We start from the raw sequence: 24,642 nt of genomic DNA, 5'->3' as shown, positions 1-24,642 counted from the left end.
AACCGCAGCGACGGGCGTGAGCTTAGCGGCAAGTTCCGCGCCGTGCCACAAGCGGAGTTGGCCGAGCCCCGAGGTCTTTCGAAAGGTCAGGAATCCGAACGGCCCCGATGATGGGATCGGGGCCGCCGGTGTTCCGGTTCATCAGACGACCGCAGGTGCCAGGGATCAGGCGGCGCGGATCGTGCTGAGGAAGCCGGATATCTCTTGGCGCAGGCGCTCGGCGCGGGTGCGCACGTCGCCTGCCTGTTCGAGGATCGAGACCGAGGCGCCGGAGGAATCCTGCGCCGCCCGCGTGACGCCGGTGATGTTCAGCGACACCTCGGCGGTGCCGCGCGCCGCCTCCTGGACGTTGCGCGCGATCTCGGCCGTGGCGGTGCCCTGTTCCTCGACCGCCGAGGCGATCGAGGTGGCGAGCGCGTTCATCTGGCCGATGGTCGAGGCGATCGTGGCGATGACTTTGGTCGAGTCGTCGGTCGCACCCTGGATCTCGTTGATCTGGGCCCAACGAGGAGGAGCAGCTTGGTGCGGACCTTCAGATTGGCGAACGACATCCATTCCTCCACGGCGGGGTTTCTGTTTTCATGGTTAGAATCGAGCCGCAAGGGAATGCTGATATTTCTGATATAAAGATTCGTAAACGCGGCGGTTAGCTTCGTTGAAATACGAAGCATATGCCTTGGAAATAGATGATACTGGGGGAAATTCCCCTAGGGAATATCTCTCGCCCACGCCTGGTGAGTACCATAGAGAAAGGCATGCAATCGAAAGTTGGCGATCGTCTATTTAAAAATGTCAAGATGATCGCGGTCTCTGAATGGTGTCCCCGCCGATCGGGGGGCGGCGCGTTTCTGGCGCGGAGATGAACGGCCGCTTCAGCATTCGTCGGGGGAGGATGCGATAATCGCGATCAGGTTCGGAGCCGGCGCCGATTCTTGACGCGCGCCGGAGCCCCGACGCACACTCGTCGCCACCGTCAGCCCGGATTGTTGAACCTTCATGCCGACCGTCGCCCTCGAAGTCGTCAATCCCCGGCTGGCCGAGCGTTCCTGCGAAATCCACGCATTGCCGCTGAAGGTCGGCCGCGGCGCCGACTGCGGTGTGCAGCTCGATCCGGAAAACCGTGCGATCTCGCGCGTCCATCTCGAACTGGTCGAGGAGGACGGCCGGATCGTGCTGATCAACCGCGCGAGCAACCCGAAGGCGACGGTCGTGGACGGCCGTTCGCTCGGCGCCGAGGAGCGCGTCGTGCTCGCGCCGGGCCAGACCGTGCGGATCTTCGATACCGAACTCGCGCTGGTCGCGGCACCGGTCGTCGGCCTCGGCTTCGCGAGCCGCGGCGGCGGCGAGACCGCCTTCGAGGTCCTGGCGCCGGGCCGCTCCATCGTCGCGACCGAGCGCGCCGATGGGCGCATGATCCTGGAACCGGTCGCTGAACTCGCCGCCTATGATCAAGAGCGCTTCGCCGGCCGGCTTGCGCTCGTATTCTACCTCGACGCCGGTGAACCTTGCTGTGCGGTGGTCTCGAACCCCGCCGGCCACCCGCTCATGCTCGATCGCAGCGTGCTGAGCCAGACCGCGCTGGCGCTCGAACCCTTCGACCTCATTGAAATCGATCGGCACCGGATCGAAATCAGACCGAAAGACGCCGGTGTCATCCTGTGCGAGATCCCGTCCTGCCGGGGGCTCAATCCCGACGGGCGCGGCGTGTGCCGCCTGTGCGGCGCGCCGCTCGCCGGGTGTGATAAATAGGCGGCGGAGGCTGGCATCGACGACGAGCCGGCGTTCGAGATAGACACGATGACGATGGAACAGAGATCGGTACGGCATCAGCGGGCCGGTCGGAACGGATGAGGACGATGCGGGGCATAGCGACGTATATTTTCGCCGGCGCGGCCGTGTGGGCCGGCGCCGTCGGACCGGTCGCGGCGGAGGATCTGCCTTCGTTCCAGCCGCAGTGTCTGATCGCCAATCTCGACAATCTGCCGCACGCGATCTGCGAGTTCGGGCCGCTGGCCGGTGGCCGGATCGTCCACGTGCAGGCCTCCAAGGAGGGCGTGGGCGCGGCGCAGGAGGCGAATTTCCTCGGCTTCACCACGGTGGGCAAGAGCTCGGCCGTCTACTATCTGGTCGATCGCTCGACCCGCCGGGTCAAGACGCTGACGCCCTCGATCGCCGACGCCGCGCGCCTGCTCGAGGCGGCGCGGCTCTCCGGCCCGAACGACCGCTTCGGCTTCGGCGCCTTCTCCGACCGTCTCGATACCATCGCCCAGATCGGCGCCACCCGCGAGGAGACCGTCCGCGCGACCGGCGTCGTCAGGCCGGAAGGCCAGTCGAGCGAGCTCTACCGCTTCGGCGTCGACGCGGCGAAGCTGCTCGGCCTCGCCCAGGCCGAGCGGCGCATCCTGGTGATCGCCTCCGACGGGCGCTCCGACGACACGAGCGCGACCGCCGCGGATCTGGTCGCGGCGGCGAAGGAGGCCAAGGCCGTCGTCGTCGCGCTCGGCTATCGCGAGAAGCAGGATCAGCCCGAACTCGCCGCTTTCCGCAAGCTCGCCGAGGATACCGGCGGTACCTATTGGGAGACCAATCCGCAGACCGGCCGCTTCGACGAGGAGACGGTCACGCGCTTCTCGCAATATCTCGACAGCGGCGGTACCGCGACCTTTCCGCTCGACAAATCGTCGCCGCGCGGCCGCTACCTGTTGACGGTGCAGTTCGAGGGCGGCCGCAGCGCGACCGGCATCGTGCAGGCCGACGTCATCCCGCCGCCCGGCGCTGACGCCGGCAAGGCGGAGGCGGGCACCGGCCCGGTCCCGTCCGGCGGCCCCGCGGCTCCGGCGACCGGCGGCTTCTGGGAGAAGGAGCGCGTCCTGCTCGCAGGCGTGCTGGTCCTGGCGCTGATCGGCGCCGGCGCCGGCGTCTGGTACGCGCTCCGGGCGCGCCATCCGGAGAAGGCGCTCGCCTTCCTCGACACGCTCGACGGCGCGCGCCGGCCGATCGTCTCGGCGGCGACGCGCATCGGCCGCCATTCCGACAACGACATCCGTTTCGTCAACGACAGCGTCCACCGTCATCATGCCGTGATCACGCGCGAGCCGGACGGCCGCTTCTCGATCGCCGACATCACGCGCAACCGGCAGACCTCGAACGGTGTGATCGTCAACGGTGCCTTCGTCGAGAAGCAGCGTCTCGCCGACGGCGATCTGGTCGAACTCGGCGAAGTGAAGTTCCGCTTCGTCTACGCCTGACCGGCCGGCGCCGCGCGGCGACCGCTGCGGCGACCGGCCCGTCATTCCATGAAAAGCGGCGCGGCATCGGGCGATCGCCGCCGCCGAACATCCGGAAACCGGAGGGAGCCTTCCCGCAATGCCCGACGACAAGGTCGAGACCCCGTCCGACAAGCGGCGCCCCGAGGATCCGGACGTCGAGATCACCCGGCTGGTCAAGCGGCCGGCCGCCGGCGAGATCGCGCCGCCGGTGCGCTCGCGACCCGTCATGGAGCCGCCGGTGCGGCGCGCGCCGGCCGCCGAGCCCGAGCGTCCGGCGCCGCGCGAGCCCGCGGGCGGCCTTGCGCCCGAGGATCTCGAACCGACCCGGGCGATGCCGCGCCGCGCCGAGCCGGCGGCGCCGGGTGCGCGCGCGCAGGACGATCGCGCCTCGGGTCCGGCTGCGTCGTCGGCAACCGCCGGCCCCGCACCGGTCGCTGCCCCGCCGCCCCGCCTGTCGCCGTTCGACCGACGCATCCCGCATCTCGAGATTGCGACGCCGGACAACGAAGAGACGCGCTTCGTGCCGCGGTCCTTCGGCGAGGCGACCGGCACCGGATCTGCGCCGGAGGCCGATACGGCCGACGAGGGGCCGACCGCGGTGATGCCGCGCCGCCGCGTGCCGGCGCCGCCGTTCCCGCCGCGCGGGGTTTCGTCGATTGCCGAGCCCGACGAGGCCGCGGACCTGCGGCCGACCCGCGCGGTCGGCCCCGGCGGCGTCGCGACGCGTCTCGTTCTGCCAGCCGATCCGCCGGTCGCCGTCGAGGCCGAGGCAGAACCGGCGTCGGCGCTTGCGTCTGAAGAGCCCGTGTCGGCGGAGCCGGCCTCAGTCGTTAGTGCGGCTGTAGAAAGCACCGCATCCGAAAGCGTCGATCTCGAAAGCACCCCGGACGACCAAGCACCGATCGCGCCCGCGCTTCCGGAAGCCGTGCAGGCTGCGCCAGCCGCGGCAGCACCGCCGCGTGTCGAGCCGGAGATAGCCGCATCCGCATCCGCAACGACCGAGTCTGGCGATGTGTCGGGCCCCGCGCCCGTCACGCCTGAGCCCGTGCCCGAGCCCGAGGCGGTTGTGCTGGACCCCGAAGCGCCTGCATCTGCCCCGGCGCCGGCCCCGCCCTCGGTGCCGAACGAGGTCGAGCCCGAGCCGGTGGTCGCCTGGCTGGTTGTGACCAAGGGGCCGGGGCGCGGCGCCTTCCGCGCGCTCGGGCCGGGGCGCAACAATCTCGGCTCGTCCGAGGCGGCGACGGTCCGGCTCGACTTCGGCGACCCGGCCATCGCGCCGTCCGGCCACGCCTACATCGTCTACGACGACGAGACTCGCGGCTTCGTCATCGAGGACGGCAAGCGCCGCGAACTGGTGCGCGTCAACGGCCGCCTGCTCTCCGATGCCCGCGATCTCGCCGATCGCGACGAGATCCGCATCGGCGCGACCACGCTGGTGTTCGTCGCCTTCTGCGGACCGGGCTTCGACTGGGGTGCGGCCGGGTGAGATTGTTGCCGGCCGGCATCGTCCGTTCGGACGGGATCGGCGCGCCGCGCGCCGTTCAGCGCAGGCCGAGCCAGCGCTCCAGCGCCTCGCGGGTCTTCGGTCCGACTTTGCCGTCCAACTCGTCCTCCAGCCCGGCGGCGGTCTTGAGGAAGGCCTGCATGCCCTTGCGCGTGTCGAGCGACCAGTCGTCGAACGAAAAGTCGCCGATCGAGCCGCGCTTGCGGGCGTTGGCGTTCTGCGGGCCGAACAGCACCGACAAGTAGTCGAGGAGCGTGCGCACGGCGAGATCGGTGTTCTGTGGCGTGCCACGGCCGAAATCGTACTGGAAGCTCAGGAACCGCAAGGCGGCGATGTCGCGGTGCTCGGCGTCGCGCATGAACACCGCGTTGGCGCGCCGATACCAGTCTTCGGCCTTGGCCTTGTCGGCCGGCATGGTGCGCTTGTAGAGCCGCCCGCGATCGTAGAGCGTGCCGAGCCGGTACATGGCGAGGCCGTCGCCGCCCGTCGCCGCCCGCGTCAACAGCTCGATGATCCGGGTCTCCGGCACGGTGCTCTGGAACTGCGCCACGGTCGCGTAGAGCACGCCAAGCCCCAGGGCCGCGCGCTCGACGCCGCCGTCGAGCGCCTTGCGGAAATAGGTCTCCGCCACGCCCGGATCCTCGTCGCCGCCACTGCCGTTCTCGGCCATGACCGCGAAGGCGAAGGCCGCCGGGGCATAGCCGCGGTCGGCGCTCTCCTTGAGCATCGCGCGCGCCGCGGTGGCCTTGGCCCCGCGCTGCAGGGCCCGCGCGAGCTGGACCTTGAAGCGCTCGACGTTCGGCAGCTTCTGGACCGCCGCCTCGCAGGCCGGGATCGCGCGTTCCGGATCGATCAGCTCGTACTCGTGTGCGCGCAGGTCGCGGGGCAGCGACGGGTCGTAGAGATAGCCGGCCAGCCGGTCGCACTCGGCGCCCGGCCCACCCGGACCTGCGCCGTGGGGCGGTTGTCCGGGCGGACCGGCAGGGCCGGGCGGCGGGGTGATGAGCGCGCGTTCGGCCGGCGGTCGCGACGGTCCGCATTGGGCGGCGAGTTCGCCGACCCGGCGGCCGATCGGGTCGAACAGTCCCGCATGGGTGAGCGGCCGGTGCCTGGCGCGGGTCACACCGGCGACCAGCCGGCAGGACCGGTCGCCGCCGTCGAAGATGTAGCCCTGGCAGTCGGCCGCGGACCGGCACAGGAAGGCGCATTGCTCCGGCGTCGGCCGACCGGCCAGCGCCACGGTCGTCTCGATGCCCGCCGGCGCGCAATCCGGCGGCAGGTCCCGGTAGTTGGCGCGCGTCGCCTCCGACTGCACGAGCCTCTGCCGCGCGGTGTCGGCGACAGCGGCGGCGAGGCCGCGGAACACGCCCGAGGAGCGGGCCGGATCCGGCAGGGCGTCGCTGACCGCCGAGAACAGCGTGCATTGCCGCTCCTGGTCGCCGAAGGCGTAGCCGACGCAGGCGCTCGCGTCGCGACAGAGCTGCTGGCACGCCGCGACCGTCACCGCCTCGCGGGTGCGATCCTCGGCGAGCGGGGTTCCCGCGAGATCGAAGCCGGCGAGGAAGTCGGCCTCGCCCTTGCGGCCCTTGGCGCGCAGCGCCTCGATCCGGCCGGCGAGTGCCGTCTCGCGGGCATCGACCATGGTCTCCGCCCCCGACCGCGCGATCACGTCATCGACGCGCGAGAACCGTTCGCACAGGCCATGATCGAGCGTGGCGGCGACGCAGGCGCGGTCGCCGAGGCATTCAGCACGACAGCGGTCGCGATCGCTGTTGTCGTCGCGGCCGATCACCACGCCGCCGAGCGCGAAATCCTCGAAGCCGGTCACGGCCCGGCCGCGGGCGACCGCCGCCTTGAGCAGCGCCGGCACCAGCGTCTGGTTCATGTCCTCGACGCCGGCGATCCGCCCCGGCCGGCTCTCGGCATCGCCGGTACGGATCAGATAATGCGCGCGGCATTCGGACCGTGCCGTGTCGAAGCTCCAGGCCCGGCAAAGCGGATCGCCGGCGCAGGCGAAACCGCAGGCCTCGGGTTCGGTCGCCGCCGGCACCAACGTGCCGCCCGGCAGCGCCACACCCTCTACGCGACGGAAGTCGCCGAGCCGGCCGGACGCGCGATCGAAGCCGCCGAGCAGGGCCTCGCCCGCTGCCGTATCGGTCCGGATCACGGCGCTGCGGCCGGGCGCGGGCACGAGCGTGGCCGGCGTGGCGGCGGTCGTGCAGACCGCATGCGCGAGCGTGAAGCCGAGACAGGCGGCGTCCTTGGCGCAGATCGCGCGGCACGGCGTGTCGTCGTCGCCGGAGACCGGGGTCTCGGCGATCGTGCCGCCGCTCAACGCAAAGCCGTCGAGCCGCCGCCAGGGCGAGGCGGGCGCGACCGGACCCGACTTTGCCGCATCGGCCGACGGGGCGGCTGTCGCCTCGGTGGGGGAGGGGGCGGTGCCCGCTGCCTGCGGAGCGCCGGCAGGCGCCCCGGCTGCGGTAGTCGCGGGGGCGGGCGGGACAGGGGACGGTGTCGACGCTGCGGCGGGCGCGGAAGGCGCCGCTGGAGCGGGTTGCGGCGGAGTGGCGGGCGCCGGCGCGGCCGCGACCACCATGGGCGGATTTGCGGGCGCCTTCTTGGCCGCGTCGGCGGAGAGGATCTCCGGCTCCTTGGCGCGCTCGACGCCGCGATCGGCGCGCTGGAGCCCGTACCAGACGCCACCGCCGGCGACCGCAAGACCGATCAGCGCCGCCGCGGCCCAGGCCGCGAGGCGACCGCGCCGGAGCGCCGTCGTGGTGGCGACGGGGGCGTCGACCGGGGCGAGCGTATGCTCCGCATCGGCATCGCCGGCGGGCGTGCCGCTGCCGGTGAGTCCCCGCATGCCGCTCCCCGCGGTCGTGCCCTGCGAACCGGCATGGGGACCGGCGGTGCTGCCCGTGCCCGTGCCCGTGCCCGCGCCTGTGGCCCGGCTCTCCGACACGCCGGCCGAGCCGCGGACCGGATCCGGCCTTGCGGCGGCGACCATCACGGTGGGCAGCTCGACCTGCACCGTGCGATCGTCGTCGTCCCAGCCGAGTGCCTGGCGCAGGTCGGGGATGGACTGTGGCCGGTCCTTCGGATCGAGCCGCAGCGCCCGGTCGATGCCGGCGAGAAAGCGCGGCGTATAGAGGCTCGCATCGATCGCGGCGGTCGCTGCCGGCACATATGGATCGGCCTCGCGGCCGCCGAGCGCGGTGTCGTGCGACCGCTTCATCGGCTTGGCCGGCGGCTTGCCGGCCACCGCACGATAGAGCACGCCGCCGAGCGAGAAGATATCGGTGTGCCGGCCCTGCATGCGGCCGTCGTCATAGGCGATCTGCTCGGGCGGCGCGTAGTTCGGCTGCGCGAAGGAGCCCGAATGCCGCTCGACATCGAGCCCGTCGCCGCTCGCGCCGAAATCGACCAGCACCGGCCGGCCGTCGTCGCGGATCATGATGTTCTTCGGCGTCAGGTCGCGGTGCATGCCGTCGCGCCGGTGGATGTAGTCGACCGCGTCGAGCACCGGATCGGTCGCGGCCCGAAGCTCTGCCTCCGTCGGCGGCCGCCCGAGCGCGTTCAGCCAGCGGTCGAACGCGAGGCCCGGCACGAAGTCCATGACGAAATAGGCGGTGTTGTTGTCGCGCAGGAAATTGATGCCCTGCACGATGTGCGGGTGCCGGTATTTCGAGGTGAGCTTGGCGGCTTCCTGCTGGAACTTCTGCAGCGCGACTTCGTAGGATCCCTCGGAGACGTCGCCGTGCAGGATCACGGTCTCGCCGTCGCGGCTGGCGAGGCCCTGCGGGAAGAACTCCTTGATCGCGACCGTGGCGCCGGTGACCGGATTGGTCGCGCGATAGGTGATGCCGAATCCGCCGGCGCCGATGACCCGCTCGATCTCGTAGCCGCTGATGTCGGTCCCGATCGGGAGCGCGAACGGGTATTTCCGGTCCTGCATCCCCGACCCTCGGCGCGCCGCCCCGTCGGCGGGGCGGCCTGTCGCATGGAACCCGCGCCGCCGGGTCCGTATCCGGCGGCCTCGTGGTTTCCCGAAAGGGGATGGCACGAGCCGCGCCGCCCCGCAATGCTGCGGAAACGATGACGTAGCGAAATTTCCACCGCGGGTCCGTCCCGACACGGCGCCCGCGCCCGTGTTCGGCAACGGTCCGGCGGAAGGAAGCAAGACCGTCGGGGCAAAACCGGCGAGCGGGGAAACGCCGTTGAGGTGTTTCCACCGGAACGGTTCCTGTTCTAGTGTCGCGCGACCGGTGTTCCCGGTGGGGGCGGTGCAGCGGATCGCGCGAGAAGGGCCGTCGGGCCCCGGATGCCGGAGGGAGGACGTTGCTGTTCGAGTTCGCATCCGGCCAGATCCAGGGTCGTCGCTCCGCGCAGGAGGACACCGTCGACATTCTCGTTCCCGGTCCGGCCGGGGCGGGGGCCTCCGGCGGCGAACTCGCCCGGGCCGGCATCGCCGCCTCGCTGGTGACGGTGGTGGCGGACGGCATGGGCGGCCATGTCGGCGGCCGGATCGCCAGCAATCTGGTCTCGAAGTCGTTTCTCGAAGCGGTCGCCCAGCCCGTCGGCGAGTGGGGCGCACGGCTCGACGCCGCGCTCGAACGCGCCAACGGCGTGCTGCGCGAGGCGGCGGAGACGCGCCCCGAACTCGGCGGCATGGGCTCGACGCTGGTTGGCGCGGTCATGACCGATGCGGGGCTCGGCTGGGTCTCGATCGGCGATTCCGGCCTGCATCTCTTTCGCGACGGCCGGCTCGAACGGTTGAACGAGGACCATTCCTTCGGCGCTTATCTCGACGAACAGGCGGCGCGCGGGCTGATCGATCGCAAGGCCGCCGCCTCCGACCGGCGCCGCAACCAGCTCTTCCATGCGCTGCTCGGTCAGCCGCTCGACCATTTCGAGGAATTCGACGGCTTCCATCCGCTCGCGCCCGGCGACGTCGTGCTGCTGGCGAGCGACGGGTTGAAGACGCTCGACGATTCGACGATCGGCGCCGTCGTCGAGGCGCATCGCGACGAGCCGCCGGAGCGGATCGTCGCCGCGCTGCTCGACGCGGTCGAGGCGGCGGGCCGCGAGCGGCAGGACAATACCTCCGTCATCCTGGTGCGCGTGGTCGAGCGCGACCTGCCGCCGGATCGCGCGCGGCTCGACCGGCCGACGACCGTGCCGCTCGGCGACTACGCCGGAACGATCGCGGTCCCGCTCGACGCGGAGCGGACCGGTGACACCGCGCTGCTTGGGAGGCGACCGCGCGTCATGGAGGTGGAAGCGCTTGAACCGGCCGAGGTGCCGGTCGCGAGCGAAGCACGATTGCATCCGAGCGGGGGCGCCGAGCCGCCGCGCGCGCCTCTCCACCAGCCCGACGCGGCGCGTACGCTGTGGACCCGCTTCGCGATCGCCTGCGGGCTCGTCGCGGTCGTGGCGGCGGTGCTGTTCTGGACGCGCGCGTTGAAATGAGCCCCTTCAGGGCGCTCTTCGATGCCTGGAAGGGCTTCCGCGACGGAGCAATTGGTCCTTGTAAGCTGACCGGCGGCTGTTACTATCGACTCAACTCGAACTCTAAAGCGCCGCGCGCTCGATCAAGCGCCGCCGGCGCGGAGACATCTCATTGGCTCGGCAAGGTGACGATCCGCCGGTCGCGGATCGTCGTGCCCCGGCCGGATCGACCGATGCGCCCGGCAAGCACCGCCGGCGCAAACGGCGGGGCAAACGTAAACGTTGGGCTTCGGTTCCGGATCGTCCCGCTCCCGAACGGCTGGCCTCCGAACGCAAGGCTTCGGAGCGGGCTGCCGCGGAGCGTAAGGGCTCGGAGCGTCAGGGCTCGGACCGTCAGGGCTCGGAGCGCACTGGTTCTGATCGCTCGGGTCTGGACCGTGGGAGTCCGGACCGCGGAGGCTCGGACCGTTCCGGCGCGGATCGGCGACCGCCCGACGTCAAGGGCGGCCGCTCCGATACGGCGCGCCCGGACTCGGCACGCCCCGATTCGGTGCGCCCTCAATCCACGCGTCCGGAGACCGGCGTCGACGACGCAAGGACATCGCCCCAGCGCGCCGTGAACACGCCTCATCACGGGCGCGCTTCGCCGTCGTCGCAACAGGCGGGCCGGGGCGTCGACGCGCGTGATGACGATCGCGACAGACACCAGCGCAAACCGAATGTCCGGACGGGCGATCACCGACACGACGCCCGCGCCGCCGACCGTTCGGGCGCGGCACCTCACGGCGACGCCGGCCCGGGACAGAAGGGTCGCGGTGCGGCCGGCGCGGTTGATCGCGGTGCTGCCGATCGCGGGGGGCGGATCGCGGGGGCCACGATAGAGGTGGCTCCGATCGCGGGCCCTGGCGCGGTTCCCGTGGCGCCCAGCCTTCAGGGCGCAGCTACGAGGGGTCTTCGAGTGGACCGTCCGGCGACCGGCGCGGCGACGCCACCGCTCCACGGAGGGCTCACGCGGCGCAGGCCGAACGCTCCCATCCGCCGTCGCGGTCGGGCGCCGCCGAGCCGCGCGGCGCCTCGACGCCGCTCTATGCCGCGCTCGATCTCGGCACCAACAACTGCCGCCTGCTGATCGCCGAGCCGGTGCATCGCAGCTTTCGCGTGGTCGACGCGTTTTCGCGCATCGTCCGGCTCGGGGAGGGCGTGTCGATGACCGGTCGTCTCTCCGACGCGGCGATGGATCGCGCGGTCGAGGCGCTGCGCATCTGCCGCGCCAAGCTCGACGCCCGCGGCGTCGAACGCGCTCGGCTGGTCGCGACCGAGGCCTGCCGCATCGCCGAGAACGGCGCCGATTTCCTCGAACGCGTCGTCGAGGAGACCGGCCTCGAGCTCGAGGTGCTGTCGCGCGAGACCGAGGCGCGCCTCGCGGTCGCCGGCTGCGCCAGCCTCGTCGACTGGGACGCCGACGGCGTCGTGCTGTTCGACATCGGCGGGGGCTCGTCGGAACTGGTCTGGCTCGATTTCGCCGAGGCCCGGCGCGGCGGCGACCCGACCCGGCACATCCGGGCCTGGACCTCGCTGCCGCTCGGCGTGGTGACGCTGTCGGAGCGCCATGGCGGCGTTTCGGTCGATCCGACCGTGTTCGAGGCCATGGTCGACGACGTCGAGAGCCATCTGGCCGCGCTCGCCGACTGGGAGCCGCTCGCCGCGGCGATCGCCGGCGGCGAGTACCACATGCTCGGCACTTCGGGCACGGTGACGACGCTCGCCGGCGTGCACCTCGGCCTGAAGCGCTACGATCGCCGCCGCGTCGACGGCACCTGGCTGCATGACGACGAGGTCGGCGAGATGATCGACCTCCTGCTCGGCATGAGCTTCGACGACCGCGTCGCCAACCCTTGCATCGGCGCCGATCGTGCCGATCTGGTGCTCGCGGGCTGTGCGATTCTGGAAGCGATCCGCCGCCGTTGGCGTTGCGAACGGCTGCGGGTCGCGGATAGAGGTCTGCGCGAGGGCATTCTCACCGAACTGATGATCGCGGACGGCCGGATCAGGCGATGACCGGAGTGGATCGATGACCGACAAATCCGGCGGCGGCGGAGCGCCCCGCCAGCTCAAGGTGCGCGTGAAGACCGCCAAGAAGCGGACCGCGTCCTCGACGCGCTGGCTGCAGCGCCACCTGAACGACCCCTATGTCGCCCGCGCCCGGCGCGAGGGCTGGCGCAGCCGCGCCGCGTTCAAGCTCATCGAGATGGACGACAAGTACAAGCTCCTCAAGCCCGGCCAGCGCGTCGTCGACCTCGGCTGCGCGCCGGGCGGCTGGTGCCAGGTCGCGGCCGAGCGCGTGAAGTCGGCCGACGGCAATCCGCGCGTGGTCGGCATCGACTATCTCGACGTCGACCCGATCCCCGGCGTGATCATCCTGAAGAAGGACTTCCTCGACGAGGACGCGCCGCAGGTGCTGTTCGACGCGCTGCAGGGCGAGAAGGCCGACGTGGTGCTTTCCGACATGGCGGCACCGACGACCGGCCATCACAAGACCGACCACCTGCGCACGATCCACCTCTGCGAGGTCGCAGCCGAATTCGCCCGCGAGGTCCTGCGCCCCGGCGGCTCCTTCGTCGCCAAGGTGTTTCGTGGCGGCACCGAGAACGAACTGCTCGCCGGCCTGAAGCGCGACTACGCGAGCGTCGCCCATGTGAAGCCGCCGTCGTCGAGGCAGGAGAGCGTCGAGATGTATGTGGTGGCGCGGGGGTTTCGGGGTGTGCAGGTGGAGGCGGCGGAGGACGGCGACGAGTAGCGCGCTCTTCGTACGCCCCGACCGGCAAGCCCCGGCATCGGTAACTGCTCAAGTGGAATTTCGTCCCTCCTCGTGCTTATATGACCATATAGATGGTCAGGAGCGCGGCATGGCAGCGATCACACTGGCGGACGCCAAGGCTCATCTGAGCGAACTTGTCGACCGGGTCGAAGCCGGCGACGAAATCGACATCACCCGCCGCGGCAAGCCGATCGCGCGTCTGGTTGCGGCGGTCGGGCCGCGCAAGCCGATCGACATCGGCGGATTGCGGGCCCTCGCCGCAGCGATGCCGCGTCAGCAGGAGGACGCGGCCGATCTGGTGCGCGCCCTGCGCGACGGCGACCGCTACTGATGAGCTACCTCGACACGTCGGTCCTGGTCGCCGCGCTTTCGAACGAGGCGCGGACTGCATTCGTCCATGACTGGCTGGCCGCGCAGGATGCGTCGTTGCTGATCAGCGACTGGACCATCACCGAACTGTCGTCCGCCTTCGCCTTGAAACTGAGAACCGGGCAGATCGACGTGGCCCAGCGCGCCGCCGCGCTGTCCATGTTCCATCGGCTGGTCCAGGAGAGTCTGATCGTCCTGCCGGTGACCGGCGGCCACTTCCGCACGGCGGCCCGTTTCGTCGATCAGCACGGTCTCGGCCTCAGGGCCGGCGATGCGCTCCATCTCGCAACCGCATCGGATCACGGTGCGCGGGTCTCGACCCTCGATCGGCGATTGGCCGACGCAGGGCCGGCACTGGGTGTCGAGACCGAGCTTCTGGCGTGATCGCGTTCCTCGGCGCTCCGGCGACGTTGCTCCACAGCGCGTGACGGTCGATCTGGAACCCTGCCGCAGCGTCTCCGTTTCCCCCTCCGACCGTAGCCGAGGGGGAACTCATGCCAGCACCGCGCCGTGGCCTCGATCCGAATTCCGACGTGCTGGCGCTCCTCGCCCTCGGCGCGCTCGCGCTGGTCTCGCTGTCGCTCGCCGGCCGCCGGCGCGACGGTTCCGTAGTCGTGCCCCACACCCGCCTTCGCCCCGCGCCCTCCGGCGGCGCGTCGCGCTGCATTTCCGGTCCCGACGCCGCCGATATCGCCCGGATGGCAGAGGCCGGGCGCGGCCGCGAGGCCGAGGCGCCCCACGAGATCCCGCCAACCGGGTGGAAGGACGTGCTCTGGCGCACCTGGAACGAGTTCCTCGGCGACCACGTCCTGACCCAGGCCGCCGCCGTGACCTTCTACGTCACGCTGGCGGTGTTCCCGGCCATCGCGGCGATGGTGTCGATCTACGGCCTGTTCGCCGACCGTGCGACGGTCGCCTCCCATGTCGCCTCGCTCGACTGGATCCTGCCCGGCGGTGCGCTCGACGTGCTCGGGGCGCAGGTAACGCGTGTCGCCGAGAAGGGCAATTCGACCTTGTCGCTGGCCTTCGCGCTGTCGCTCGTCCTGTCGCTGTGGAGCGCCAATGCCGGCATCAAGGCGATGTTCGAGGCGCTGAACGTCGTCTACGAGGAGGACGAGAAGCGCTCGCTCGTCATGCTGAACCTCGAATCGCTCGTGTTCACGCTGGCCGGCATCGTGTTTGCGGCGGTGTCGATCGCCACGGTGGTCGCGCTGCCGCTGGTGCTCGATCGGCTCTGGCTCGGCCCCTGGACCGAGACGCTGATCCGGCTCGGCCGCTGGCCGATCCTGTTCGCGGTGGTCGCGACCCTGCTCGCCTTCCTGTACCGCTTCGGCCCGAGCCGCCGCCGCGCCAAATGGCGCTGGGTGAGCTGGGGCAGCGCGCTCGCTTCGGTGCTATGGGTCGCGCTGTCGATGGGGTTCTCGTACTACGCGGCGCATTTCGGCCGCTTCGACGAGACCTATGGCTCGCTCGGCGCGGCAATCGCCTTCATGACCTGGGTCTGGCTGTCGGTGACGGTGGTGCTGATCGGCGCCGAACTCAATTCCGAACTCGAGCATCAGACCGCCCGCGACTCGACCGAGGGCCGCCCGCGCCCGCTCGGCCGGCGCGGCGCGGAAATGGCGGATACGATCGGGCAGGGGGTGTGAGGCGCCCCCTCCCGACAGTGCCGATCTCATTGCGCTGCCGCCATGCATTCGGGGACGGCCGGCCGACCCTTCCCCTACCGACATTTCCGTGTTACTGACCCGCGCCAACTCATAAGCGATCCCATGAGACCCCCGCCGGACCGGAAAGCCGATCCGCGGACAGGGCCTTCTTTCTCATTTTCGAACCAGCGGGAGTTGGCGATGCCGGTCTTCTACGAACCTCGGACGGGCCGCGAGGCGCTCACCTTCGACGACGTGCTGCTGCTGCCGGGCCACTCGGAGGTGCTGCCCGGCGAGACCGATCTCCGGTCGCGGGTCACGCGCGAGATCGAGCTCAACCTGCCGATCATCTCCGCCGCCATGGACACAGTGACCGAGGCCCGCCTCGCCATCGCCATGGCGCAGGCCGGCGGCATCGGCGTCATCCACCGCAACTTCACGCCGGAAGAGCAGGCCGAGCAGGTCCGCCAGGTCAAGAAGTTCGAGAGCGGCATGGTCGTGAACCCGGTCGTGATCGGCCCGGATGCCACCCTCGCCGACGCACTGTCGCTGATGAAGGCCTACCGGATCTCGGGCATCCCGGTCGTCGACGGCGGCGGCACCGGCGGCTACCACCTCGGCCGCCTGGTCGGCATCCTGACCAACCGCGACGTCCGCTTCGCCTCCAACCCGGAGCAGCGCGTCTATGAGCTGATGACGCGCGAGAACCTGATCACGGTGCGCGAGACGGTCAGCCAGGCCGAGGCCAAGCAACTGCTGCACAAGCACCGCATCGAGAAGCTGATCGTCGTCGACGATCAGTATCGCTGCATCGGCCTCATCACCGTCAAGGACATGGAGAAGGCGCAGCTCAACCCGAATGCCTCCAAGGACGCGCAGGGGCGGCTGCGCGCCGCCGCGGCGACCACGGTCGGCGATTCGGGCTTCGAGCGCGCCGAGCGCCTGATCGACGCCGGCGTCGACCTCCTGGTGGTCGATACCGCCCATGGCCATTCGCAGCGCGTGCTCGACATGGTCGGCCGCGTCAAGCGCCTGTCGAACACCGTGCAGGTGGTCGCCGGCAACGTCGCGACCGCCGACGGCACCAAGGCGCTGATCGACGCCGGTGCCGATGCGGTCAAGGTCGGCATCGGCCCGGGCTCGATCTGCACCACCCGCGTTGTCGCCGGCGTCGGCGTGCCGCAGCTGACCGCCATCCTGGATGCAGTCGAGGCGGCGCAGGACGCCGGCATCCCGATCGTCGCCGACGGCGGCATCAAGTATTCGGGCGATCTCGCCAAGGCGCTCGCCGCCGGCGCCTCGATCGCCATGGTCGGGTCGCTGCTCGCCGGTACGGAAGAAAGCCCCGGCGAGGTCTATCTGCACCAGGGCCGCAGCTACAAGGCCTACCGTGGCATGGGCTCGATCGGCGCCATGGCGCGCGGCTCGGCCGACCGCTACTTCCAGGCGGAAGTGCGCGACCAGCTGAAGCTCGTGCCGGAGGGCATCGAGGGCCAAGTGCCCTACAAGGGCCCGCTCGCCGCGGTGCTGCACCAGCTCGCCGGCGGCCTCAAGGCCGCCATGGGCTACGTCGGCGCCCACACGGTCGCCGAACTGTCCGAGAAGGCGCGCTTCGTGCGCATTTCGGGTGCCGGCCTGCGCGAGAGCCACGTCCATGACGTGACCATCACGCGCGAGAGCCCGAACTACCCCTCGAACGTCTGAGGGCGAACGGTCGATGACCTTTGCGGAGAAGCTTCTCGCCCTCGCGCTGCTCGCGCAGGTGCTCGTGACGATCCTGGTGCTGTTCCAGCTCGGCGCCCGGCGTTACGACGCCTACAAGGGCAGACGGGCGAGGGGCAATCTGCTGCTGGACTCGTCGGGCTGGCCCGACGACGTCCGCAAGGTGCAGAACAACTTCGCCAACCAGTTCGAGACGCCGGTGCTGTTCTACGCGCTGGCGCTGCTCGCGCTGTTGATCAAGGCCGCGAGCCTGCCCTTCGCGGTGCTGGCCTGGATCTATGTGGCGACGCGCGTCGTCCATAACCGCATCCACACCGGCCGCAACACGCTGCCGCTGCGCGGCGGCTCGTTCCTGGTCGGCGTCGCGGTGCTGATCGCGATGCTGGCGATGCTCGCGATCGCCATTCTTTCCAACGGACTGTTCTGAAGGCCCATCATGCGCGACGGCGGCCGCATCCAGGCGGCGATCGAGGTTCTGGCCGACATCGAGACCCGGCACCGGCCGGTCAACGACGCCCTCAAGGACTGGGGCCTGTCGCACCGTTTCGCCGGCTCCGGCGACCGGACCGCGATCGGCAATCTCGTCCATGACGCGTTGCGCCACCGCGCGAGCTACGCGGCCCGCCTCGGCGCCGAGACGCCGCGCGCGCTGGCGCTGGCGGCGTACACGCTCGCCTGGGGCAAGGGCGTTGCCGGTCTCGAAGCCGCGCTCGCCGAACCGCACGCGCCGGAGCCGTTGAGCGATACGGAGCGCGCCGGCCTCGGCGCTGATCTCGCGGCCGATCTGCCCGTGCACGTGCGCGGCGACTTCCCCGAGTGGCTGACGGCCTCGTTCGAACGCGCGTTCGGCGATCGTGCCGCGGAGGAGGGGCGGCGCTCGCCGCGCGCGCGCCGATCGATCTGCGCGTCAACACGCTGCGCGGTTCGCGCAAGAAGGCGCTCGCCGATCTCGCCGACATCGGTACCGAGCCGACGCCGCTGTCGCCGCTCGGCCTGCGCGTCGCGGTCGGCACGGGCGCTGCGAAGGTGCCGAATGTCGAGAACGAGCTCGCCTATCTGAAGGGCCTGGTCGAGATCCAGGACGAGGGCTCGCAGCTCGCCGCCCTGATCGCCGCGCCCGCGCCCGACGAGCAGGTGCTCGACCTCTGCGCCGGTGCCGGCGGCAAGACGCTCGCCTTCGCCGCGCTGATGGAGAACCGGGGCCAGATCTACGCCTACGACGCCGAAAGCGCCGCTTCGGCGACATCCTCGATCGTATCCGCCGCGCCGGGGCCCGCAACATCCAGTTGCGTCCGCCCGGCCGCGACGACGTGCTCGCCGACCTGCGCGATCGCATGGATCTCGTCCTCGTCGATGCGCCCTGCACCGGTACCGGCACCTGGCGCCGCCGGCCGGACGCCAAGTGGCGGCTGCGTCCCAATGCGCTCGAGATGCGCATGCGCGAGCAGGACGAGGTGCTCGACACGGCCGCCCGCCATGTCGCGCCCGGCGGTCGGCTCGTCTACGTGACCTGTTCGATCCTGCCGGAGGAGGACGAGGACCGCGTCGCCGCCTTCCTCGAACGGCACGCGGACTTCGCCCTCGGCGAACCGCTCGAGCGGATCGCGGCGAGCGATGCGGCGACGGCGGAGCGCCTCGGCCGCTTCGTGCGCCGGGACGGCGCGCCCGGTCCGGTCCTGCGGTTCTCGCCGGCGAGCTCGGGGACCGACGGCTTCTTCGCCGCCGTGATGCAGCGCGCGTCCTGATCACGGGGGCGCTGATCAAGGGGGCGCTGGTCCCAGGATCTCGAATTGGGACCGGTGTCGCACGGCCGTGCGCGTCTCCACGCATCTTCGACGCTTTATGCCTGAAATACCGAGCCGATCGTGAGGCGCGCCATTGCTTTCCGTGGCCTATCGTATATTCCCTCGGACGCGTCCTCGGGGGAGGGCGTTGCGGAAAGCCGTTGGCCGAAGGCGGCGCGGACGGCATCGACGAACACCAGTGCATGGTACGGTCGCCGCGGGGGCGCGCGCGGGCCGTTTTGGTGTTGGCGGAGTGATAATTGCGTTTGAGCGAAACGGCCGGTACTGACAGATTTGCGGACGCGTTCCGACGGTTCGAACTCCGGATCGGCGAGGTCTTGGGACGCCTGTCCCCGACCACGCTGATCACCGTGGCGCTGCTGGCGCACGTCTTCGTCTGGACGATCTACCCCGTCCTGACCCAGGAGAACCTGTCGACCTCCGGCGACATGGCGGAGAATTTCGCCTGGGGCCGCGAGTGGCAGCTCGGCTACTTCAAGCATCCGCCGCTGTTCGCCTGGGTGACGGCCGCGTGGTTCACGATCCTGCCGCGCGCGGACTGGGCCTATTTCCTGCTTTCGGCGGTGAATACCGCGATCGGCCTGCTCGGCGTCTATATGCTGGTCGGCCTCTACGATCGCGGCGCGCGCCGCATCGCATCGGTCCTGCTGCTCGCCATCACGCCGCTCTACGGCTTCATGGCGATCAAGTTCAACGCCAATTCGATCCTGCTCGCGATCTGGCCCTGGTTCGCCTTCGTCTTCCTGAAGGCGATCGAGCGGCCGACCATCGTGAACGGTGCGCTGGTCGGCGTCCTCGCCGGTCTGGCGATGATGGGCAAGTACTTCTCCGGCGTGCTGCTGATCGCCGCCGCCGTGGTGGTGCTGATGCGGCCGGACCGCTGGCGCATCCTGCTGTCGCCCGCGGCGGTGGCCGTGGTGATCGCGGGCCTCGCGGTGTTCGGGCCGCATCTGTGGTGGCTGTTCCACCACGATTTCGGTCCCTTCGCCTATGCCGGCGAGCACCGGGCAGCGACGACCGGGCGCTATCTGCTCTACATCGTGAAGTTCCCGCTGTCGCAGCTCGCCTGGCAGCTGCCGATGCTGCTGGCCATCCTGGCGATCCTGCCGCGCGAGAAACGGGCCGCGTTGAAGGAGGTGTTCTCCTTCGCCGATCCGTCGCGCCGCGCGATGCTGGTGCTCTGGATCGTGCCGTTCCTGGCCGCCTATGGCCTCGGCATCGTCGCCAAGGCCGAACTCTCGTCGGTCTGGGGGCTGCCGCTCTGGTTCCTGAGCGTCTGGGCGATCCTGTCGGTGCCCGGCATCGTCGATGCCGACGTGAACCTGCGCCGGCTGGTCGCGATCGTCGTGATCTATTACGCCGGGCTGATCGCCTCGACGCCGGCGATCTACGGCGTGCAGGCGTTGACCCAAGGCAAGATCCTGTTCAAGCCCGAGCGCGAGCTCGCCGAGGAGGTCGGTCGGATCTGGACCGAGACCACCGGCACACCGCTGAGGCTGGTCGGCGGCCTCGATTCCAACGCGCATCCGGTGGTCTTCTATACGAAGAGCCCGGTGTCGGAGATGGTCGAACTCGACTACGCCCGCTCGCCCTGGATCACGCCCGGACGCGTCGATCGCGAAGGGCTGGCGATCGTCTGCTGCGCCTCGGGAGACCGCTGCCAGACGCTGGCGAGGGAGCGCTTCGGACCGGGCCTGATCGAGCGCCCGATCGTGCTGGCGCGCCGGATCTGGGGCGTCGAGGGCAAGCCCTACCGCTGGGTGCTCATGATGCGACCGCCGAAGTCGGGCAACTGAGCCGCGGCATGGCCTAGCGCGGACACGGCCGCTCTTCACGGCACGGCTCGGAGACGCGGCCGGTGCAGAGCGGCCATGGCCAGAATGGCGGGAATGGTGGGTTCCGGCGCCTTGCCTCCGGCGCGCAACTCCCGTAAATCCCGCCCATGCACACGAACACCGTCCTCATCGTCGACTTCGGCTCCCAGTTCACTCAGCTCATCGCGCGCCGCGTGCGCGAGTGCGGCGTCTACTCGGAGATCGTGCCCTATCAGAAGGCCGGCGAGGCCTTCGAGCGGATGCGCCCCAAGGCGATCATCCTGTCGGGCGGTCCCGCCTCGACCACCGAGGCGAACAGCCCGCGCGCGCCGCAGGCGCTGTTCGAGGCCGGCGTGCCGATGCTCGGCATCTGCTACGGCCAGATGTGCATGGTCGAGCAGCTCGGCGGCGAGATCGAGAGCGCCGACCACCGTGAATTCGGCCGCGCCTATGTGACGGTCGCCGGCAAGACCTCGCTGACCGACGGCCTGTGGGACGCCGGCACCCGGCATCAGGTCTGGATGAGCCACGGCGACCGCGTGATCCGGCCGCCGAAGGGCTTCGAGGTGATCGGCACCTCCGAGAACGCGCCCTACGCCTACATCGCCGACGAGAAGCGCAAGTTCTACGGCGTGATGTTCCACCCCGAGGTGGTGCATACGCCGGACGGCGCCAAGCTGATCTCGAACTTCGTCCATCACGTCGCCGGCCTGCCGGGCGACTGGACGATGGCGGCGTTCCGCGAGGAGATGAAGGCGAAGATCCGCGCGCAGGTCGGGTCGGAGAAGGTGATCTGCGGCCTCTCCGGCGGCGTCGATTCGGCGGTTGCGGCGGTGCTGATCCACGAGGCGATCGGCGACCAGCTCACCTGCATCTTCGTCGACCACGGCTTAATGCGCATGAACGAGGCCGAGCAGGTCGTCGGCCTGTTCCGCAACCATTACAACATCCCGCTCGTCCACGTGGACGCGAGCGAGACGTTCCTGACCGCGCTCGAGGGCGAGACCGACCCGGAGAAGAAGCGCAAGACGATCGGGCGCCTGTTCATCGAGGTCTTCGATGCCGAGGCGGCCAAGATCGGCGGCGCGGGCTTCCTCGCGCAGGGCACGCTCTATCCGGACGTGATCGAGAGCGTCTCCGCGGTCGGCGGCCCGTCGGTGACGATCAAGTCGCACCACAACGTCGGCGGCCTGCCGGACCACATGAAGCTGAAGCTGGTCGAGCCGCTGCGCGAGCTGTTCAAGGACGAGGTCCGCGCCCTCGGCCGCGAACTCGGTCTGCCGGAGATCTTCGTCGGCCGGCATCCGTTCCCGGGCCCGGGCCTGGCGATCCGCTGCCCCGGCGGTGTGACCCGCGAAAAGCTCGACATCCTGCGCCGCGCCGACGCGATCTATCTGGACGAGATCCGCAAGGCCGGTCTCTACGACGCGATCTGGCAGGCCTTCGCGGTGCTTCTGCCGGTGCAGACCGTCGGCGTGATGGGCGACGGCCGCACCTACGAGCACGTGCTGGCGCTGCGCGCCGTGACCTCGGTCGACGGCATGACGGCGGACTTCTTCCACTTCGACATGGACTTCCTCGGCCGCGCCGCGACCCGCATCATCAACGAGGTCCGCGGCGTCAACCGTGTGGTCTACGACGTGACGTCGAAGCCGCCGGGCACAATCGAGTGGGAATGAAAGACGATCGTTCGCAGCGTTTCGCGAACGATCGCCACATCCTCATAACTAGCTGAAATCTCGAAAATCCGGCACGCGCGATCTAATCCTATGCCGCGCTCGCCGGACCTTCGGGAGTTTTGCCTTGGCCTGTCGCTTGCGCAGTCGATGTACATTCGGTGCCCCGCGTCAGGCGCCGGTCCCCGACACGCGGCGCTTTTCGGCTCGTCAGATCTCGCCCCCCGCCCCAAGCCGCGCGGTGCTGGGATCGATCCTTCGACCGTGAAGGTCTCCGCCTTCATCAACTGACGATCGGCGGATTGCGTCGGGCAAAGCCGTCCTGGATCCGATACGGAAAGTGTGGGTAGGGCGGCATCACGGTGCTCGCCGCGTCGAGCCGGGCGATCTGGTCCGGCGTCAGCACCCAGCCGACGGCTCCCAGGTTCTGGCGGAGCTGAGCTTCATTGCGCGCGCCGATGATGACCGACGACACCGTCGGACGCTGGATCAGCCAGTTGAGCGCGATCTGCGGTACGGCCTTGCCGGTCTCGCTGGCCAGGTCGTCGAGAATGTCGATCACACGGTAGAGCCGTTCCTCGTCGACCGGCGGCCCGAACTGGGCGGTCTCGTGCAGCCGGCTGCCTTCCGGCAGGGCCACGTCGCGCCGGATCTTGCCGGTCAGCCGTCCCCAACCGAGCGGGCTCCAGACGAGCGCGCCGACACCCTGATCGGCGCCGAGCGGCATCAGATCCCATTCGTAGTCGCGGCCAACGAGTGAATAGTAGACCTGATGGGCGACATAACGCGGCCAGCCTTGCGCTTCGGCGACCGCGAGCGACTTCATGATCTGCCAGCCGGCGAAGTTCGACACGCCGACGTAACGGACCTTGCCGGCCCGCACGAGCGCATCGAGCGTCGAGAGAACCTCCTCGACCGGCGTTCCGGCGTCGAAGGCATGGAGTTGCAGAAGATCGATGTAGTCAGTGCCGAGCCGCGACAGCGCCGCCTCGACCGAACGGGTGAGGCGAAGGCGCGAGGTGCCGGCGTCGTTCGGCCCGTCGCCCATCGGCAGGCCGGTCTTGGTGGAGATCAGCACCGCGTCGCGCCGGCCCTTGATCGCCGCGCCGAGCACTTCCTCTGATGCGCCGTTCGAATAGACGTCGGCCGTATCGAAGAGATTGACGCCCGCCTCGAGGCAGATGTCGACGAGGAGTCGTGCCTCGACGGCATCGCTGGTGCCCCAGTTGGCGAAGAGGGGGCCCGAGCCGCCGAAGGTGCCGGCACCGAAGCTGAGGACCGGGACCTTGAGGCCGGAGCGGCCGAGAAGGCGCGTTTCCATGGGATGTCCTTTCGTGGGCTGGAGGGGCAAGCGTTTCAGCAGGGCGCGCGCTGCAGGCTACGGTCTTGCGCGACCGCGAGCCCGGCGACGAGGATCGCGGCGAGCGGGAACAGCGCGGCCGTGAGCGGCACGGCGGCAAGGCCGGGACCGTGATCGATGACGAGGCCGCCCACCCAGGCGCCGATGGCGTTGCCGAGGTTGAAGGCGGCGATGTTGAACGACGAGGCGAGGCTCTGGCCGGCGCCTTCGGTCTTCGACAGCACCCACATCTGCAAGGGGCGACGGTCGCGAAGGCCGCCGCGCCGAGCAGGCCGACCAGCACGACCGCGGCGATCGGCGAGGCGAGGCCGGGCGACATCAACATCAGCACCAGGCCAAGTGCGACGAGGGTCGCGAACACCGTCGGCACCAGCGAGCGATCGGCCAGTTTGCCGCCGAGGAGATTGCCGGCGACGAGCCCGCCGCCGAAGACGAGCAGGATCGGCGACACCGCGGCCTCCGGGAAGCCGCTGATCCGCGTCAGCATCGGCGCGATATAGGTGAAGACGGCGAAGACACCGGCATAGCCGAGAACGGTGGTCGCGAGGCCGAGCAGAACCGGCAACCGCAGGATCGCGGCGAGGTCGGCCCGCCAGTCGCTCACCTCGATCGGCGTGTCATCGCGCGGCACGAGGGTAGCGATGATGGCGAGCGCGACGAGGCCGATGCCGGCGACCGCCCAGAAGGTGGCGCGCCAGCCGAGATGCTGGCCGATGAAGGTGCCGAGCGGCACGCCCAGGATCGTGGCGACAGTGAGCCCGGTGAACATCACCGCAATGGCCGAGGCCTTGCGATCGGCGGCGACGAGGCTCGTCGCGACCACCGATCCGACGCCGAAGAAGGTGCCGTGCGCGAAAGCGGTCAGCACGCGGGCCGCCATCAGAAACCCGTAGCTTGGCGCGAGCGCACAAGCCGTATTGCCGGCGACGAAGATCGCCATCAAGGCGATGAGCACGGTCTTGCGCGACAGTCGCGCGGTCGCGACGGTCAACACCGGAGCGCCGACCACGACGCCGAGCGCATAGCCGGAGATGAGCAGGCCCGCCGCTGCGATCGTCACGCCGAAATCGGCGCTGACCTCCAGCAGCAGTCCCATGATGACGAATTCGGTGACGCCGATGCCGAAGGCGCCGGCGGTCAGGGCATAAAGGGCCAAAGGCATGATCCGTCCCGCGATTGTGACTGTCGGGACGAGAGATAGCGATGCC

The 24,642-nt window shown here is 70.0% G+C and carries 15 protein-coding genes and 3 pseudogenes; 14 read left to right on the top strand and 4 right to left on the bottom strand.

Going from position 1 to position 24,642, the window contains the following annotated elements:
* Window positions 1-165 precede the first annotated feature (165 nt).
* On the bottom strand, window positions 166-555 hold the full coding sequence (locus ABS361_11010) for a hypothetical protein (protein ID XBY46688.1): 390 nt from the start codon (window positions 553-555) through the stop codon (window positions 166-168).
* Window positions 556-996: 441 nt separating this feature from the next.
* Between ABS361_11010 and ABS361_11005 the strand changes: the two genes are divergently transcribed.
* The 3 genes from ABS361_11005 to ABS361_10995 all read left to right on the top strand — a co-directional run bounded on the left by ABS361_11005 (window position 997) and on the right by ABS361_10995 (window position 4,755).
* A complete protein-coding gene (locus tag ABS361_11005; GenBank protein ID XBY46687.1) occupies window positions 997-1,749 on the top strand; it encodes an FHA domain-containing protein in 753 nt (250 codons plus the stop codon).
* Between the two features lie 107 nt (window positions 1,750-1,856).
* Complete coding sequence (locus ABS361_11000) at window positions 1,857-3,248, top strand: FHA domain-containing protein (protein XBY46686.1); 1,392 nt, start codon at window positions 1,857-1,859, stop codon at window positions 3,246-3,248.
* Window positions 3,249-3,366: 118 nt separating this feature from the next.
* Entirely contained in the window at window positions 3,367-4,755 is a 1,389-nt protein-coding gene (locus tag ABS361_10995) for an FHA domain-containing protein (GenBank protein ID XBY46685.1), read from the top strand.
* A gap of 55 nt (window positions 4,756-4,810) precedes the next feature.
* On the opposite strand, the gene ABS361_10990 is transcribed toward ABS361_10995, so the two are convergent.
* Window positions 4,811-8,728: a PAN domain-containing protein gene (locus ABS361_10990; protein XBY46684.1), complete on the bottom strand. Its 3,918-nt coding sequence runs from the start codon at window positions 8,726-8,728 to the stop codon at window positions 4,811-4,813.
* 383 nt (window positions 8,729-9,111) lie between these two features.
* Here ABS361_10990 and ABS361_10985 point away from each other — a divergent pair, with 383 nt between their 5' ends.
* From ABS361_10985 to guaA, 11 genes and pseudogenes are all read left to right on the top strand, one after another.
* Window positions 9,112-10,242 (top strand): protein phosphatase 2C domain-containing protein, encoded by a 1,131-nt coding sequence (locus tag ABS361_10985; GenBank protein XBY46683.1) that lies wholly within the window; start codon window positions 9,112-9,114, stop codon window positions 10,240-10,242.
* A 1,059-nt stretch (window positions 10,243-11,301) separates the two neighbouring features.
* Window positions 11,302-12,279, top strand: a pseudogene (locus tag ABS361_10980) (Ppx/GppA phosphatase family protein).
* Between the two features lie 13 nt (window positions 12,280-12,292).
* Entirely contained in the window at window positions 12,293-13,018 is a 726-nt protein-coding gene (locus ABS361_10975; GenBank protein XBY46682.1) for an RlmE family RNA methyltransferase, read from the top strand.
* 109 nt (window positions 13,019-13,127) lie between these two features.
* Entirely contained in the window at window positions 13,128-13,370 is a 243-nt protein-coding gene (locus ABS361_10970; GenBank protein ID XBY46681.1) for a type II toxin-antitoxin system prevent-host-death family antitoxin, read from the top strand.
* Window positions 13,370-13,792, top strand: a complete 423-nt coding sequence (locus ABS361_10965; GenBank protein ID XBY46680.1) for a type II toxin-antitoxin system VapC family toxin — start codon at window positions 13,370-13,372, stop codon at window positions 13,790-13,792. Before ABS361_10970 ends, ABS361_10965 begins: the two co-directional genes overlap by 1 nt.
* A gap of 110 nt (window positions 13,793-13,902) precedes the next feature.
* Complete coding sequence (locus tag ABS361_10960) at window positions 13,903-15,057, top strand: YihY/virulence factor BrkB family protein (protein XBY46679.1); 1,155 nt, start codon at window positions 13,903-13,905, stop codon at window positions 15,055-15,057.
* Between the two features lie 201 nt (window positions 15,058-15,258).
* Window positions 15,259-16,761 (top strand): IMP dehydrogenase, encoded by a 1,503-nt coding sequence (gene guaB, locus ABS361_10955; protein XBY46678.1) that lies wholly within the window; start codon window positions 15,259-15,261, stop codon window positions 16,759-16,761.
* 13 nt (window positions 16,762-16,774) lie between these two features.
* The gene (locus ABS361_10950) at window positions 16,775-17,206 is read left to right on the top strand and encodes an MAPEG family protein (GenBank protein ID XBY46677.1); all 432 of its coding nucleotides are present in this window, start codon (window positions 16,775-16,777) and stop codon (window positions 17,204-17,206) included.
* Window positions 17,207-17,215: 9 nt separating this feature from the next.
* A pseudogene (locus ABS361_10945) lies at window positions 17,216-18,524 on the top strand (RsmB/NOP family class I SAM-dependent RNA methyltransferase).
* Between the two features lie 377 nt (window positions 18,525-18,901).
* Entirely contained in the window at window positions 18,902-20,380 is a 1,479-nt protein-coding gene (locus ABS361_10940; protein XBY46676.1) for a glycosyltransferase family 39 protein, read from the top strand.
* 146 nt (window positions 20,381-20,526) lie between these two features.
* Window positions 20,527-22,077: a glutamine-hydrolyzing GMP synthase gene (gene guaA, locus ABS361_10935; protein XBY46675.1), complete on the top strand. Its 1,551-nt coding sequence runs from the start codon at window positions 20,527-20,529 to the stop codon at window positions 22,075-22,077.
* Between the two features lie 280 nt (window positions 22,078-22,357).
* Here guaA and ABS361_10930 read toward each other — a convergent pair whose 3' ends face one another.
* On the bottom strand, window positions 22,358-23,395 hold the full coding sequence (locus ABS361_10930; protein ID XBY46674.1) for an aldo/keto reductase: 1,038 nt from the start codon (window positions 23,393-23,395) through the stop codon (window positions 22,358-22,360).
* 35 nt (window positions 23,396-23,430) lie between these two features.
* A pseudogene (locus ABS361_10925) lies at window positions 23,431-24,596 on the bottom strand (MFS transporter).
* Between the last annotated feature and the right edge of the window lie 46 nt (window positions 24,597-24,642).

This window comes from Ancalomicrobiaceae bacterium S20 (assembly GCA_040269895.1).
Classification (GTDB): Bacteria; Pseudomonadota; Alphaproteobacteria; order Rhizobiales; family Ancalomicrobiaceae; genus Methyloraptor; species Methyloraptor flagellatus.
The sequence above is the reverse complement of the archived record's forward strand: the minus strand, read 5'-3'. Positions and strand labels throughout refer to the sequence as shown.